At 68.3% G+C, this 14,639-nt stretch carries 15 protein-coding genes and 1 pseudogene; 14 read left to right on the top strand and 2 right to left on the bottom strand.

Annotated elements, in window-relative coordinates; translation table 11 throughout:
• Positions 1-27: 27 nt before the first annotated feature.
• The 10 genes and pseudogenes from IE182_RS29880 to IE182_RS29835 all read left to right on the top strand — a co-directional run bounded on the left by IE182_RS29880 (position 28) and on the right by IE182_RS29835 (position 8,862).
• Positions 28-786, top strand: coding sequence for an alpha/beta fold hydrolase (locus tag IE182_RS29880; RefSeq protein ID WP_229845237.1), 759 nt, complete (start codon positions 28-30; stop codon positions 784-786).
• Positions 735-1,354 (top strand): annotated as a pseudogene (locus IE182_RS32305) (transposase); the annotation flags it as partial. The gene IE182_RS29880 and the pseudogene IE182_RS32305, both read left to right, overlap by 52 nt.
• A 436-nt stretch (positions 1,355-1,790) precedes the next feature.
• Positions 1,791-2,528: a dienelactone hydrolase family protein gene (locus IE182_RS29870; protein ID WP_190113114.1), complete on the top strand. Its 738-nt coding sequence runs from the start codon at positions 1,791-1,793 to the stop codon at positions 2,526-2,528.
• 774 nt (positions 2,529-3,302) lie between these two features.
• Positions 3,303-4,322: a DUF6192 family protein gene (locus IE182_RS29865; RefSeq protein WP_190113113.1), complete on the top strand. Its 1,020-nt coding sequence runs from the start codon at positions 3,303-3,305 to the stop codon at positions 4,320-4,322.
• Between the two features lie 2 nt (positions 4,323-4,324).
• On the top strand, positions 4,325-4,765 hold the full coding sequence (locus tag IE182_RS29860) for a RacP protein (RefSeq protein ID WP_190113112.1): 441 nt from the start codon (positions 4,325-4,327) through the stop codon (positions 4,763-4,765).
• A 51-nt stretch (positions 4,766-4,816) separates the two neighbouring features.
• Positions 4,817-5,683 (top strand): IS5 family transposase, encoded by an 867-nt coding sequence (locus tag IE182_RS29855; protein WP_190113133.1) that lies wholly within the window; start codon positions 4,817-4,819, stop codon positions 5,681-5,683.
• Between the two features lie 97 nt (positions 5,684-5,780).
• A complete protein-coding gene (locus tag IE182_RS29850; RefSeq protein ID WP_190113111.1) occupies positions 5,781-5,993 on the top strand; it encodes a helix-turn-helix transcriptional regulator in 213 nt (70 codons plus the stop codon).
• A complete protein-coding gene (locus tag IE182_RS29845) occupies positions 5,962-6,369 on the top strand; it encodes a hypothetical protein (protein WP_190113110.1) in 408 nt (135 codons plus the stop codon). The genes IE182_RS29850 and IE182_RS29845 overlap by 32 nt, the downstream gene beginning before the upstream one ends.
• 521 nt (positions 6,370-6,890) lie before the next feature.
• Positions 6,891-8,516 (top strand): ISL3 family transposase, encoded by a 1,626-nt coding sequence (locus IE182_RS29840; protein WP_190113109.1) that lies wholly within the window; start codon positions 6,891-6,893, stop codon positions 8,514-8,516.
• 103 nt (positions 8,517-8,619) lie between these two features.
• Positions 8,620-8,862, top strand: a complete 243-nt coding sequence (locus IE182_RS29835; RefSeq protein ID WP_190113108.1) for a hypothetical protein — start codon at positions 8,620-8,622, stop codon at positions 8,860-8,862.
• A gap of 354 nt (positions 8,863-9,216) precedes the next feature.
• Here the strand turns inward: IE182_RS29835 and IE182_RS29830 are convergent, their stop codons facing one another.
• Positions 9,217-9,939: a polysaccharide deacetylase family protein gene (locus IE182_RS29830; protein WP_190113107.1), complete on the bottom strand. Its 723-nt coding sequence runs from the start codon at positions 9,937-9,939 to the stop codon at positions 9,217-9,219.
• 528 nt (positions 9,940-10,467) lie between these two features.
• Here IE182_RS29830 and IE182_RS29825 point away from each other — a divergent pair.
• On the top strand, positions 10,468-11,025 hold the full coding sequence (locus IE182_RS29825; RefSeq protein WP_190113106.1) for a hypothetical protein: 558 nt from the start codon (positions 10,468-10,470) through the stop codon (positions 11,023-11,025).
• Between the two features lie 636 nt (positions 11,026-11,661).
• Positions 11,662-11,880, top strand: a complete 219-nt coding sequence (locus IE182_RS29820; protein ID WP_190113105.1) for a hypothetical protein — start codon at positions 11,662-11,664, stop codon at positions 11,878-11,880.
• Between the two features lie 217 nt (positions 11,881-12,097).
• Here IE182_RS29820 and IE182_RS29815 read toward each other — a convergent pair whose 3' ends face one another.
• A complete protein-coding gene (locus tag IE182_RS29815) occupies positions 12,098-12,718 on the bottom strand; it encodes a DUF7691 family protein (protein ID WP_190113104.1) in 621 nt (206 codons plus the stop codon).
• Between the two features lie 405 nt (positions 12,719-13,123).
• Between IE182_RS29815 and IE182_RS29810 the strand changes: the two genes are divergently transcribed.
• Together IE182_RS29810 and IE182_RS29805 are read left to right on the top strand one after the other, a co-directional pair.
• Positions 13,124-13,267, top strand: coding sequence for a hypothetical protein (locus IE182_RS29810; RefSeq protein ID WP_190113103.1), 144 nt, complete (start codon positions 13,124-13,126; stop codon positions 13,265-13,267).
• A gap of 867 nt (positions 13,268-14,134) precedes the next feature.
• Entirely contained in the window at positions 14,135-14,473 is a 339-nt protein-coding gene (locus tag IE182_RS29805) for a hypothetical protein (protein ID WP_190113102.1), read from the top strand.
• Positions 14,474-14,639 lie beyond the last annotated feature (166 nt).

Below are 14,639 nucleotides of genomic sequence, written 5' to 3'. Positions count from 1 at the left end.
CTCAGTGACGCCGGTAGGTTCTTGGCGGTGACGTTGGTGGAGACGCAGGGCCTCGTGTCGATGTCCGACGAGGCGCGGTTGCGCTGGATGGCACAGGGGGGTACGACTCGGCAGCCGACCGTGGTTCTCCTCCATGGCGGTCCGGGTCTGCCGGACTACCTGGGCGATGTCGCCCCCATGGTCGCGGACCTCGCTTCTGTGTACCGGTACGACCAACGCGGCATGGGCCGATCCCCGTGGCGGGGTACCCATTCCTTCGCTCGGCATGTCGACGATCTCGCCGAGCTGCTCGATGCATGGGACGCGCCCAAGGCCGTGCTGATCGGGCACTCCTACGGCACCGATCTGGCGAGCCGGTTCTGCCTGAGGCACTCTGACAGGGTTGCCGCAATGCTGCTGATGTGCGGACCGTTCGTCGGGGATTGGCGCACCCGCTACCGAGCGGAGCGCGGCCGCCGCATGTCCGCGGCGCAGCAGGAGAGGCTGCGCGCAGTGGAGGAGTTGCCGCAACGCACGCAGGAACAGGAGGTCGAGCTGCTCACGCCGGCCTGGTTCACCGACCACTCCGATCCCGAACGCGGGTGGCGCTGGGCAGCCCAGGGCGCCCGGCGGCGGCGCCCGGTCAACTGGTCTATGAACGGCGAACTTGGTGAGGAAAGACGCGCGGATCCGCTCGATGAGCGCCTTGCCGAGCTGCGTGCGCGCCTGCCCGCGCAGACGGAGCTCCTGAGTGGGGCCGACTATGGGCCGTACCCGAGCGGCTGCGGCAGCAGTTCGAGGGCGTGATCGGGCGGTTCAGGACGGGCGGGCAGTGGCGGGAGATGCCGGCCGAGTTCGGGGCCTGGTCAACCGTCCACAACCGCTTCCGGCCGTGCCGTGATGCAGGCGCGTTCGAGGCCCTGCTGGAGGGCCTGATTGCGGAAGCCACGAAGCAGGGTGAAGTGGACCTGTCCCTGTTCAGTATCGATTCCACCACAGCCCGGACCCACCACGACGCTGCCGGGATGCACCTGGGCCAGGGCGTCGTCACCGCTCGGGAGAGGCCGCCGCCGAGGAGAAGAGGGCCAGGTCAAAGGGGGTGACTGCGACGAACAAACCGGGCAGGACACCGAAGACGACCCCGGGCGCGATGAGCGGCGGCGCATCCGGCGCCGGCGGAAGCTCCAGCTGAAGGCCGCCCTCCTCGGACGCTCCAGAGGTGGGTTGACCAGCAGGTCCATCTGGCCGCCGACAGGAAGTGCTGCCGCTGGCGTTCCTCCTGACAGCGGGCCAGGCCACGGACAGCCCGCAGTTTGTCCCCGTGCTGGGGCGGATACGGGTCCGCGCGTCTGTCGGCCGCCCGACCCGCTCACCGACATGCCGGCCGCGCGCCCGTGACGGGAAGATCGAAACGATCGTCCCGCAGCGCCTGCCGGCCGTCTCGCCGCTGGCCGCCCTCACGGTCGGCAAGCACTCGGGCTGGGTACGGACCGGGGACGGCACGGCATTCCTGGCCCCCAGGTAGGCGGCGGTTACACCTACGGGTACGGCGGCGGAGGGCCCCTCGCCTTGGCCCAGTTCATCGCAGCCCTGCTCGACGGCATAACCAATGCCGGCCCCGGGTGCGGCGACGCCAGGCCCCCCGGCCGGTCTCAAGCAGGGGTTGCCCGAGGTACGCGCCAAGGGGGCAACGAGATGATCTTGAAGCCCTGGGCACTTGGTCCCCGTATTTCGGACGGACACGCGCGTTGTTTCTGCCAGCGGCAGAACAGCGGCCGGACCGGGCTCGATGATCACTACAGTCCAGTCTCATGACGACGATTACGACGCGCACGGTCGAGTACCCGGCGGACGGTTTGACGATGATCGGGCACCTCGCTCTCCCGGCCGGTGCCGACCGCCGGCCCGCGGTGCTGCTCGGACCAGAGGGCATGGGGCTCAGCGACGTCGAGCGCCGCCGGGCCGATGCTCTCGCTGAGCTGGGATATATAGCGCTGGCCTTCGACCTTCACGGCGGGCGCTATTTGGGCGACCCCGAGGAGATGCTGGCCCGTTGCATACCGCTGCTCGCCGATCCCGACCGGATGCGGGGCATCGGCCATGCGGCGCTCGACGTGTTGCGTGCCGAATCACGGGCCGACCCCGACCGGATCGCCGCCGTCGGCTACGGCACCGGGGGCGCCGTCGGGCTGGAACTCGGTCGCGACGGCGTCAGCCTGCGCGCGATCGCGACAGTCAACGCACTGACCACGGGCCGACCGGGCGAGGCGGCACGCATTCGCTGCCCGGTATGGGCCGGGGTCGGGTCGGAAGACCCGATCATGCCGCCCGCGCAACGGGACGCATTCACCGCCGAGATGCAGGCCGCGGGCGTCGACTGGCGCCTCGCGGTCTACGGCGGCGCCTTGCACGCCTTCCACCACCCGCCGGTCGACCATCCCACGGTCCCCGGCGTCGGCTACCACCCACAGCACGCACAGCGAGCCTGGCACGATGTCGTCGACCTGCTCGCCGAGTGCCTGCCCATGACGGAGGATCTGGGGGCATGACCCAGGCAGACAGCCTGGTGCCAGGCATGGTCCGCGTCGGGCACTGGCCGTGCCCTCCCCTCAAATCAGCACAGGAGAACCACATCCGGGCGGATGCTCGATCGCGGAGACGCGTTCGCAACTGCCGCAGTGAATACCGGATTTACTGCGACGGAGCCCCGGCCGTGACCGTCGCGATCTACGGCGGACTGTTCCAGCCTTCGGGGCGAGGTGTACGCATTTACTGCGGCATCAATGCACTGAGTGCCCGTTTCTCATCTCTCTTCGGGGATCTGTGTGAGTGGCTAGCCTGGGGGTGTGTCGGGGGTTGTCGGGCGAGCGCGTCAGCGGTTCTGTCCTGCGTGTGGGGCGCTGCTGGAGGCGGGGGTCGCGCCGGGGGCGGTGTACTGTTGGGCGGCTTGTCGGGCCAGGCAGTGGCGCCGGGCGCGGCGGATCAGGCGGCGGACGGTGGCTGTGCTTCGGGGTGAGGGGGTGCGGTTGTGCCCGGTGTGCGGGGCGGTGTGGGTGGGCGGGGTGGACCGTCGCAGCAACGCCTTGTATTGCTTGGCGAGGTGCCGTCGCCGGGCCTGGGACCGGCGGAAGGAAGTGTTCGCCGAAGCGTCCGAATAAACGCTTGAGCGAACGGTCTTGATGGCCGAACAGGTTTCGAGTGGTCGGTTGCGGTCGCCGCTTGTTGGGGATCTCGTGGTGGGGTGGCGCTCGGTTTCGGGCCGGGGGTTGTCGTCGGCGGCCTGGGAGGTGCCGGCCCCCGACTGTGAGGGGGCGGTGGCCGTCATGTCCGAGACCGATATAAAGGTCGGCAACGTCAGCCAGCAGCGTTACGAGGAGATCGTCGCCGAGCTGACCGGGGCGGTCGCGGCGGAGTCCGTGAGCAGGTGGCTGGTCGGGGACCGGGCGCTGGAGATCGAGCCCCTGCGTCGGCACGGCGGTTCGCTGCCGAACGGGGACGACGACCTGGTCACCGTCGAGGAGTCCCTGCACCGGCTGTCCGAGGACATCGGCGTCCCCTACAACACCGTCAAGAAGCGGCGCTGGACGTCCTCGCGCTGGCCGTCCGCCCGGCGCCGGCGGGGGGTCTCGCACTACATCCACCAGATACTGGCCGCGATCCGTGACGAGGAGGAGCGGTGCGCGGCGATCGACAGCCCGCCGCTGGACGAGCGCACAGGAAGGCGCCGGTGGACCCCGGACAGTGCCTGCCGGAAGGTCGGCTACCGCGCCAGCAGGCCGCAGACGCCGACGGAGAAGGTACGCGCGATCCACGACCTCGCGGTTGATGACCGCGTAGCGGCCCAGGTGGCGGCCGATCTGCTGCACCGTCCCGAGGTCGCCGCCCAGGTCCCGGCCCAGGCCCGCTCGCGGGTGATCCGCGACCTGGCCCACGAGGAACACGTCGCCGCGTCTGCCGCGGCGGACCTCCTGCAGCGTCCGGATGTCGCGTTCAAAGCGATGAGCGATGACCGGGCCAGGCAGATGGTCAACCGGGCCCAGGTTGAGCACGGCCGGCAGGCGCGCGAGCACTTCGAGCGCACCAGCCCCATGGCTCCGCCCGTCAAGCGTGTCGAGCACACTATGGAGTTCCTGGAGCTGGTCGGCGCCTGCCACGCCTTCGTGGCCAGGGCCTCGCGCACGGTTCCCGGGCTGCGCGACCGCGTCCTGGCGGAGGACGAGCGCACGGTCCTGCACGCGAACGTCTCCAGCGTGCGGGCGACGCTGGAATGGATCGACCAGGCCGTGGACACCGGCCGGGTCGACATGGACGAAGAACTCGCCCGGCTCCTGCGAGGCGAGTAGCTGTGCCGCCGCGCTCTGCCGGACCGGAGCGCGAGAAGCGGTCAGCCGCCGCCGACCGCCACGCCGATGCGATCCGGATCGCGCTGATGGAGGCCGCCCCCGCCCGGCTGACCTCGAAGCGGCTGATGGCCGCGACCGAGCTGTCGCGCTCCCAGCTGGTACGCGGGATCGCCGCGCTGAAGGAGCTGTGCGCCGAACGCGGCTGGCCGCCGCTGCTGTGGACCAGGGGCAAGGGCTACCACTTCTGCCTCGACGAAGAGGCACCCGAAGCCTGGGAGGTGGAGTGGGCGGACATCAAGAGCCGCCAGATCCGCCGCGTGCTCTGCGGCGTCATGGCCCCGCACGCCCACCACTACCCCAAAGGCCGCTGGGTGCAGTACGTCGTCGCGCAAATCAACGCCATCCAGCACGCCCTGGACATGATCGCCCACCCGCAGATGTAACCGCCGGGCCGCGCACCCGCCGCGGCGGTGAAGGAGACGAACGGGTCCGCCATGCGCACCTGCCGCTACCCCTCCGACATGACCGACGCCGAATGGGCGCTCATCGAGCCCCTGCTTCCGCCGTCGGCCAGTACCACCAGCCGGGGCGGTCACCCGGAGAAATGGCCACGCCGCGACATCGTGAACGGTATCCGCTACCTGGTCGACAACGGCATAAAATGGCGCGCTATGCCCGCCGACTACCCGCCCTGGCGCACGGTTTACGGGTTCGCCAGGAGGTGGGCCGCGGTCGGCGTCATCGGCGTCATCCGGGACCAGCTCCGCCGCCGCATCCGTCTCGCCGCGGGCAAGACACCGCAGAGCGCGTCGGTGGTCGTGGACTCCCAGTCCGTCAAGGCGTCCGAGACCGTCAGCAAGGCGACACGGGGATGGGACGGCGGAAAACTGATCAACGGCAGGAAGCGGCACCTGATCTGCGACCACCGGGGCCTGGTGCTGCTGGTCATGGTCACCCCTGCCGACGCCCAGGACTCCCCGGTCGCCCGGGAGCTGCTGCTCCGCCTCGCGCTCATGCACCCGGAAATCGCGATCGTCTGGGCCGACTCCGCCTACGCCAAGAACCAGCTGGTGCCCTGGGCGAAGAAGTACCTCGACATCACCATCAAGACAGTGCGGCGGCCGCCGGACGCCAAGGGCTTCGTCGTTCTCCCGCGGCGCTGGGTGATCGAGCGCTCGTGGTCATGGATCATGCGGGCCCGTCGGCACTGCCGCGACCACGAACGCCTCCCGCAGATGTCGGAGTCACTGATCACCTGGGCCGCCATCACGTTGATGACCAGGCGGCTCACCCGCCGCAAGGCCCGTCCCGCCGAACGCCGCGACGTCGCCCACGGCTACGTGATGCCACAAGCCGCGTGATTAGCCTCCCCCTCACCACCGACGCGTGGCTCGCAGGCCCGCCAGCACTGTAAAGCATGCTTGACACCAACCGAGGGGTGACAAGTAAGCTTTACATGTGCGAAACAGCGTCAGGGAACTGCGGTCATCACGAGGGCTCTCCCAGGGTCAGCTAGGCACGGCCCTCGGGGTCTCACGGCAAACGATCAACGCCATCGAAACCGAGCGGTACACGCCTTCCCTGCCGCTCGCCATGTCTATGGCCAAGTTCTTCAGGGTCAGCGTTGAGGAGATGTTTCATGTCGATGAGAGCCCAGCAGATGACCAGTAACACAGCCAGGTGGTCCGTCCCCGGCTTCTTCCTCGCCGTCGGATTAGGCTGCCTCGTAGCCGCGACTTTCGGCGGCCGCCTCGCTATCGGCCTGGTGACGTTCGGGATCCTGGCGGCCTGCAGCCTTACCTTGGTGCTGCTGGGACGCCGGAGCGAGACCTATCAGGGCCTCACCGAGAAGGTTCCCGACGAGCGCTTCGCCCGGATCGGAGGGCGAGCCTGGGCCGGCACGGGCGTTGTGCTTACCGTAGGGAATCTCTGCGCCTTCATCGGTGAACTGGCATCCGGACGAAGCGGCGATCCTTACTTCTGGTTCGTGGCCACCGCCGCCATCGCCTACATCGCGTTCGTCGCCTTCTGGTCTCGGAATACCTGAGAAGCCATCGCCTCGAACGGCTCGCCACCGTATGCCCGACCAGGCAACGCGATCAACCTGCAACAACCGCCCCCCCCGAACGGCCAGTGGCGACAACCCGGCACTCTTCAGCCCCGCCATCGCCACTTACCGTGCCATTCACCCGCGCTTGACTCAGCCACAGAGTCACTTCTGGCGTGTGCGCATCACAAACAGCCTCTGCCCACGCGTTGAGCCACATCAAGATCAACTCATTGCCCCTTTGGCGCGTATCTCGGCTGAACCCCTGTAGCGCTCCACTTCTGGCAACGGTCCTGATCCACCCGCTCCAGTCCGCCCGAGATCATCCGATTTTGGCGGCCGTTTCTTGCCTGGTGAGGTTGGCGTATTACATCCCGCGGTCCGGTCCGTACCAGGGCTCAGGGCGTTCGTCGGCGGACATCGGAAGGCGTTGCAGTTTCACGGGGCCGGGGGTAGTGGCTCTGTCTCACATTCCGTGCCAGAGCCACGGAGGGTCACCGAATCCGCGATCATGAACGGCCGTGAGTGACGCGCTCCTCCAGGACCTATGGTTCCACCAGACCGACGGCATCGCGATCGACAGCATCGACACCGACGACGAGTCGGTCGTCATACGAGCCCGCGCTCAAGGGCTCACGGCCGCGTGTCCGAGCTGCGGGGTCCTCTCGGGCCGCGTGCACAGCCGTTACGTCCGGCGGCTCGCGGACAGCCCGGTCGGCGGGCGCCCGGTGGTGATCGTGTTAGGGGTGAGGCGGTTCCGCTGCCGCGAGCGCGGGTGTTCGCGGGCGACGTTCGCCGAGCAGCTTGACGGGCTGACATTCCGCTACGGGCGCCGGAGCTCCGGTCTGCAGTCGGTCCTGCGGCATGTCGCGCTGATGCTGGCCGGCCGGGCCGGTGCCCGTCTGGTGGAGACGCTGGCGTCGGTGGTCAGCCGGTCGACGCTGCTGCGGCTGGTCCGTGCCCTGCCTGACCCGGAGTCGGCCACGCCGCGGGTGCTCGGGGTGGACGAATTCGCTCTGCGGAAAGGACACGTCTACGGCACGATCCTGGTCGACATCGAGACCCGTCGGCCTGTCGACCTGCTGCCCGACCGGTCCGTGGCGACGGTGGCCCAGTGGCTCACCGACCATCCCGGCGTCGAGGTGATCTGCCGGGATCGGTCCGTCGCCTATGCCGAGGCCGGACGGCTTGGGGCACCGGACGCCATCCACGTGGCCGACCGCTGGCACATCTGGAAGAACCTGGCCGAAGCCGTTGAGAAGACGGTCATCCAACACCGGGCCCTTCTGCGGAATCCGCAGGAGGAAACCCCGGCCCGCCCCGTCATGCCTGCGGACTTCGCGGAGCCCGCGCCGTCGGCGGCCCCGGCCGGGCCCCGGCTCACTGGCCGGCTGTCGGACCGGGTCCGTCGACAGCACGCGGCCGTCCACGGCCTGCTCACCCAAGGCAAGGGTCTTCGCGCCATCGCCCGGGAACTGGGCCTGGCCCGCAACACCGTCCGCCGTCTCGCCCACGTCGGCAGCCCCGACGAGCTGCTGGTCGGCCAGTGGACCGGCCGCACCAGCATCTACGACCCGCACAAGACCTACCTCCACCAGCGATGGAACGAGGGCTGCACGAACGGCGCTCAGCTCTTCGCCGAACTCCGTGAGCGCGGCTACCAGGGTGGCAGCACCATCGTCCGCCAGTACGCCCGCCGTTTCCGCGAGGCATTCCCGCATGACGACGTCCCCCGCAAGCCGCCCTCGGTGCGGGATGTCACCAGCTGGATCACCCGCCATCCCGACAGTCTCGACGCCGACCAGGCCCAGCAGCTCAAGGACGTCCTCGCCCGCTGCCCCGCACTCGACCGAACTGCCGAGCACGTCAGGGCCTTCGCCGACCTGATGAACAACCGCAACGGCCACCAGCTCCACCACTGGATTGCCAAGGCCCAGGCCGACGACCTGCCCGCCCTGCACACCTTAACCGCCGGCCTTGCCCAGGACCTCGACGCCGTCGTTGCCGGACTCAGCATGAGCTACAGCTCCGGCCCGGTCGAAGGCCACAACAACAAGATCAAGATGCTCAAACGGCAGATGTTCGGCCGTGCCAGCTTCGACCTGCTCCGCAAACGGGTACTCCTCGCGGCGCGAGGTCGTTCGTGAGCGCCGAAGAGCAGGTAAGCCAACTGAGCGACCAGGTGGTTAGGCGGCCAGGGGGTGGGTACCTTCCGCGCGTACAGCCAGCTTCAGCGATAGGGACTGACACATGGCCAACCAGGAACCGACGAAGGCGGCACTGGCCCTGGAGCCCCGAGGCGACGACTACGTGATCAAGATCGCAGATGGGACGGGCATCCCTGCGGGAATCACGGTGGTGAACAATCAGGGGCATCCTGTGGCTGTCTACCGAGCAGAAGCGATCACCCAGCCCCAGGCGCGATCCGCCTTCGACAATAGGCTGGGCGTGTTCGACATTTCCTACGCGGCTGCTTGGGACCTCGGCCGGTAGGGCAATTGTCGTCGTTGCCCGCCTTCAGCAGATAGGACATGTCCGAGGTCGCGCCTGCCGACTGGGATGTCTGAGTGCGGGCTCGTATGACGACCGACTCGTCGTCGGTGTCGATGCTGTCGATCGCGATGCCGTCGGTCTGGTGGAACCATAGGTCCTGGAGGAGCGCGTCACTCACGGCCGTTCATGATCGCGGATTCGGTGACCCTCCGTGGCTCTGGCACGGAATGTGAAACAGAGCCACTTGGCATCCGGTGGCCGTTCAAGGGGCCTTGCCCGCTCGCGCGAGCCGCCCCCGACACTCGCCGTCGCCGGACGTCAGCCACGGCGTGCAGGTGACTTTATGCGATTCCCTTACGTTGCGTTCCGGTAGGCGTGTCCTGGCTGGGGCTTGTTGGTGGCGAACAGCTGGGAGACGGTGACAGGGGTCAGGCCGCGTTTGCGGAGACCGTCGATGATGCCTGGGACGGCAGGGACGGTGCCCGGGTAAACGTCGTGCAACAGGATGATTCCATTGCGCCCGGCGCCCGCCAGTACGCGCTGCGTGATGACCTTCGGGTCATGGTCACGGTAGTCCGAGGCGGTGACGGTCCACAGAATCTGCGCAAGCCCGAGCGAACGGCTGACCTCTGCCACCCGCGGATCAGTGCGCCCCTGTGGCGGTCGCATCAGGGACGGCGCGCGCCCGGTGAGCAGTTTGACCTGCTCCTGCACAAGAGCGAGCTGGCGCCGGATCTCGACGGCTGAAACCTCGGTGAGGCGAGGGTGACTCCAGGTGTGGTTGGCCAGCTCATGTCCAGCGGATGCTTCTCTGCGCACAAGGTCGGGGTAGCGGGCCACGCCGGACTTGCCAAGCAGGAAGAAGGTCGCGTTGACACGTTTGGCCTTCAGGACCTCCAGCAGACTTTCTGTGTAAGGGCCGGGGCCGGCGTCGAAGGTCAGCGCCACACAACTGGCTTTACGGCAGTCCACCGGGTATGGGGCCGCCCAGGACGAGCTGGGTGACGGCTTGGGCCCAGGGCTTGATGCCGTGCCGCAGCCAGCCAGAACGGCAGCTCCGACGAGGACGAGGGCCATACGCGGTAGAGAGCGTAGCGCGATCACAGACGAGTCCTAGCACGAGCAGGGCCTGAAGCCCTGCTGACACAGACGGACTGCAGCCAGTGGAGGGGGCGGAAGGTCGCCGGCGCGTCGGTGACGGACTCGGGTGATGACCCTGCGGGCCCCGTGCCGAGTCGCCCAGCTCTCTCACGGCGGGACAGCTTTCGGTGCCCTGCCCTGACTCACCTACAACTTCCAGGGCCTCCGCTGGGAGCTGGATACCGTGGGCCTGTGCCTCGCCGCGCTGGCTGCGGGAGCCTTCCTCGCCTGGGCGCGGGGTGGCTCGGCCACCGAAGAGCGGCCGCCCGGGGCCATGAGAACAACCGCTCCGGGGCGTGATCCGATTCCGGCCCGTGCCCGGGGCCTGCGCCTTTCCTGTCCGGGACAGTCCCGGACAGGGCGGCAGATGTCCTTCCTCTTGCCCGGGGGCCCCGCAGACCTCAGCATCTCGGCTGCACGGCAACGTTCGTTCGCATACCCGTTCGTTAAGCACCTGGGGGTCTCATGAGAATCACCCGCACCACGGCAGCGGTGGTGTCCTTCGTATCCGTCGCTGCCGCGGCGGGCCTGTCGGCGGTGCCCGCGGCGGCCGCGCAAGCCGGACCGCAGGGGGCGCAGCGCATCAGCGTGGACGAGTACGTGAGGTCAGGGGGTGACCCTTCGGCCTTGCGGGCGGGGGCGAAGGCGCCCACGTGCTGGAGCAAGCAGTTCACCGACTCGCTCTCCATCTGGTTCCCGGTCAAGGGCGACGTGAAGTTCGCCGTCTACGGTTACACCGGCAAGTGGTGTCTCAGCGGCAGTTCGCTGTGGCGCATGGCCATCATGAACGCGTACACCCAGAACACCGGCGCCGGCACGGTGGTCTACGACTCCAAGTCCCACCGCACGATCGGCCGGACGGTGTGGAACAACAAGTACGCCATCGGCGTCGAGCAGTTCAGCATGGCCGGGACGGTGTCGGTCCTGAGCTTCACCAAGTCTTTCTCGTTCGACAGGTGCATCCGCTCCTGGGGCAACCACAGCGGGCGGAGCTGGCAGAGCGGGTCCTGCAACGTCACATGAGACCTATCTGCCGGTAGCCACCCGAGGGCCAGACCCAGGCCGTGGCCGCCGCGCACGAGGACGCTCATACCGACGACGCGCCGACAGGACCGTGGGCGCGTTCGGAGAAAAGGACAGGACGGACGTGGGAATCGCACCGGCAGGAGATCTTTGCCTCCTGGGCGAGGAAGCCGTCCGTCCTGTCGCGCACCATGGTGCCCATGCAAGCGCCGGTCCGCTTCCGGGCCGATTCCTGGGCGAGCGACGCCCAGAAGCCCGGGCAAGTGCACCGCTTGTCGTGCTGGGGCCTGGCCGCCGGGTTCCGCTACTGGCTGGTTTGCAGATACGACCGGAGCATGTTCTCGGACATGCCCGCGTGCCGGCCGGCAGTGCGCGGCGATCAGCAGGGACGCCATGTCCGAGCCGCTCTCACGTGTCACCTCCAAGAACGAGCCCGCTCCGCGGTCCACTCTTCACCAGCCGCACCGGTCGCGCCCTCGGCGGCGACGCCGACACACGCCACCAACAACGATCCTCCTCCGAACGCCATCCTCCGCAGCGTCGCCGCCCTCCACCCCGCGCTAAAAGAGGTCGTCCCTGCCCTGTCCGCCGACGCTACAGCCCGCTCCCCCACCCTTCGCGGCTCGGCCGGGAGGCATGTTGGATGCCGTTCGTCCTGAGCCGGCGGCCGAGCGGGCGCCGGCGTACAGGCAGATGGGCCGACGCCCGGCCATCATCGGTCTCGTCCCCCTCGTGCACGTCTTCATGGTGCCGATCCCGGTGGTGGCGGGTATGGAGACAGCCTCGACCTTCTGCGACAACCGCGACCGGTGCACCGAAGCGTTGGCAGAAGCGTCAGATGGTGCCGGCCGGTGACGGCGACCTCGGCCGCAACGGGCATCATCTCCGCCCTGCTGCCCAGCCGTTTGGCCGCACCACCTTCGCGATGACCCGTCTCCAGTAAGCGCTGTCAGCCACCCCGTTCATCCTGTTCCTCAACGCATGTCCCGGGTTTTCACGCAGTCCGTTCCAGGGCGCAAGGACGTGTGGGAGTACGGCGGTCGTCATCCGGCCCGTGTGCGGGGTCTGCGTCTCAGGAGCGGAAGCCGATGATGCCGAATCCGGGCCGGGCCTTCGCGTGCCGCATCCAGCCCAGGCACTGCATGACGGCCTCGACGACTTCGGGCTCCAGCGGCGGGGCCTGCCCCGACTCGTCGACCGCCCGCTTGGTGGCCTCGAACTGTTCCAGGGCCTGGGTGATGGCCTCGGGCGTCCACTCGCCGCAGCCCGGCGTGTGGGTGTACGGGAGGGGGTCGGGCAGATCGTTGTGGCTGAAGGCTGCCACGGACACGGCGGTGATGCCCAGGGCGGTCAGGCCCTGGTCGACTATGGACAGCCAGTCGCCCCGGTGCGGTGTGAAGCAGGAGTTGTCCAGGAACGAGCCGGTCAGTGAGCACAGCCGGTCGTAGGCGTAGCCGTACTGGAAGGCGTGGTCCTGGTCGTCGCTGAAGGGGCCGCCGTAGATGACGGCGCGCAGTGCCTCGTATGCCGTGGGGGCGCCGTCGGCGATCGCGTGGCTGAAGTAGTCGTCGTCGCGGGCCAGGCTGTCCCCGAATTTGGTGCGGATCACCTCAAGCAGCTGGTCGTCGCGGGATCCGACCAAGGCGCGCGTAGCAGTCACGTCGAGCAGGTAGACGCTCAGGGAAGAACTCATGAGACAGAAATCTAAGGGGACCCACTGACAACGCTGCGGGCGGCAGCTGACAGGCGCGCGCAGCCGTGGTCTGAGTACCCCGGCCCGTCCACCGTGAGCACCGGTACGGATTCCTCTGGCTTCCTCAGGGTGGTGAGGTCACGGCATGACCCGTCACCTGCCTTCCTCCCCGGTTCGGCCTGGGAGGTGCAATGAAATGCTGTCCGCCCACCGGAGACCGGGCAGGCCACGGCGTACAGGCGGGTGGGGCGGCGCCCGGCCATCGTCGGCCTCGTCCTGCTCGTGCTTGTCTTCTTGGCTCTGATCCCGGTGGTGGCGGGTCTGGAAATAGCCGCAACCTAATGCGACAACCACGGCAGCTGCACCGAACCGCTGGCGGAAGCGATCAGCTGGTGCTGGCCGGTGATGGGCGCCTCAGCCGTCACGGGCTTCGTCGCCGCGCTGCTGCCCAAGCGTGTCGCCGCACCGCGTTGCGTGCTCGTCGGCCTTCAGTACGCGCTGATGGCCGCCCCCTTCATCCTCCTCATCAACGCATCCCCCGGGATCTGACGCGGCGAGCCCGGAGCCGACCAGGGCAAGGGGGGAAGTGAGCCGCCTTGAGGGTGGAATAGTCGGGTTGCGCAGCGGCGACCGGGGGCTTCGCCGGTGTCCCGGCTCCGTTCTCGGGCTGGGCATCACGCTGGCAGGCAGCTCACCCAAGCTTCGAGCGGGCGCTCCGCGGCCGTGTACGCCCTCGGGTCCGGCGCCGCGCTCGCTCTGGCAGTGTCGAGGGCTCTTGTTCCATCCATGGTCGCGCCCGGTCCCATGCCATCGCGGCCATGGCGGTCCTGAGCGACCTGGGCAGGGCAGCGCATGCGCTGCGGCACTGAGGCGTGCTGCAGTGCAGGGGGGACGCGTCGGTGCCGAGCTGTGGGTAGTGCATCGTCTTGGGCGGCAGGTAGGTGCAGCCGCAGATCACGCAGGTGAACACCGGCCGCATCTGCGCCCGCCCCGAGTCTGTCTCGTCGCTCATCCTGAGACCTTTCCCGTACCGGAGCAGTGCGAGCAGGCCGAGGTGAAGGTACGTGTGACGGGCGCCTGCTCGCCCTTCCCGTTCAGCTCTATGGTGTGCTGCTCCTTGTCGGTCACCCCGTCACCGTGGCACGCATGACAAGTCTGCTCCTGACCACGGGACATCCGTCAGTACCTCCTGCCTTGTGGCCGTCCGCCATCGAGGCTAGTACCCACAGCCACCCCTGGGCAGCCCATCGGTCCAATCCCCACTCGCCGGCACCCCACCAGCGCCCGCCACCACAGCATTTCCCCTACCGACACCGTTCAGTGCGGCACGGCCCGGGCAGATTCTGAGTACGGGTGCGCGTGCGCCTGAGTACGCGCACCGATCTCCCGGCCGGCCCCGCGGTGTGAGATCAAGGCATGACGCAGCACAGCACTGCCCCTGATCCCGGCGACGACTACAGCTCCCTGGGGTACGGCCTGGCCGTGACCGGCCTGGTTGCCTTCCTTCCCGTGGCCATCTATCAGTTCATGCTGCTGCTCGACACGCAGATGCGCCGCGACAGCTGTGCCGACCAGGGTTGCGCGGACGGGGTGACGGCGGCAGGCCCATGGTGCCTGGCGATCGCCCTCGCTTCCCTCGCGGCAGGGCTCGTCGTGGTGCTTCTGCCGCACCGCTTCACCAGAGCGTTCCTCCCGCTGGCCGGCCTGCAGCTGACACTGCTGCTGACCCCCTTCGTCATCATCGGCTCGGTGTGATCGAATCCGCCCCTGACCGCTGGCCTGCTGAGTGTCCACACGGGGGTGCCATTAACGAATGGCGAACCAGGTGACAAGTAGCCCGCCACTAAATGATGTCCCGTAAGGGGTTGTTGGGGCAGGCTGATGTGCCTCTCGTGTGTTCGTGGGCTATCCCGCGAGAGCG

It is taken from the genome of Streptomyces cinnamoneus (assembly GCF_014650495.1).
Classification (GTDB): Bacteria; Actinomycetota; Actinomycetes; order Streptomycetales; family Streptomycetaceae; genus Streptomyces; species Streptomyces cinnamoneus.
The sequence above is the reverse complement of the archived record's forward strand: the minus strand, read 5'-3'. Positions and strand labels throughout refer to the sequence as shown.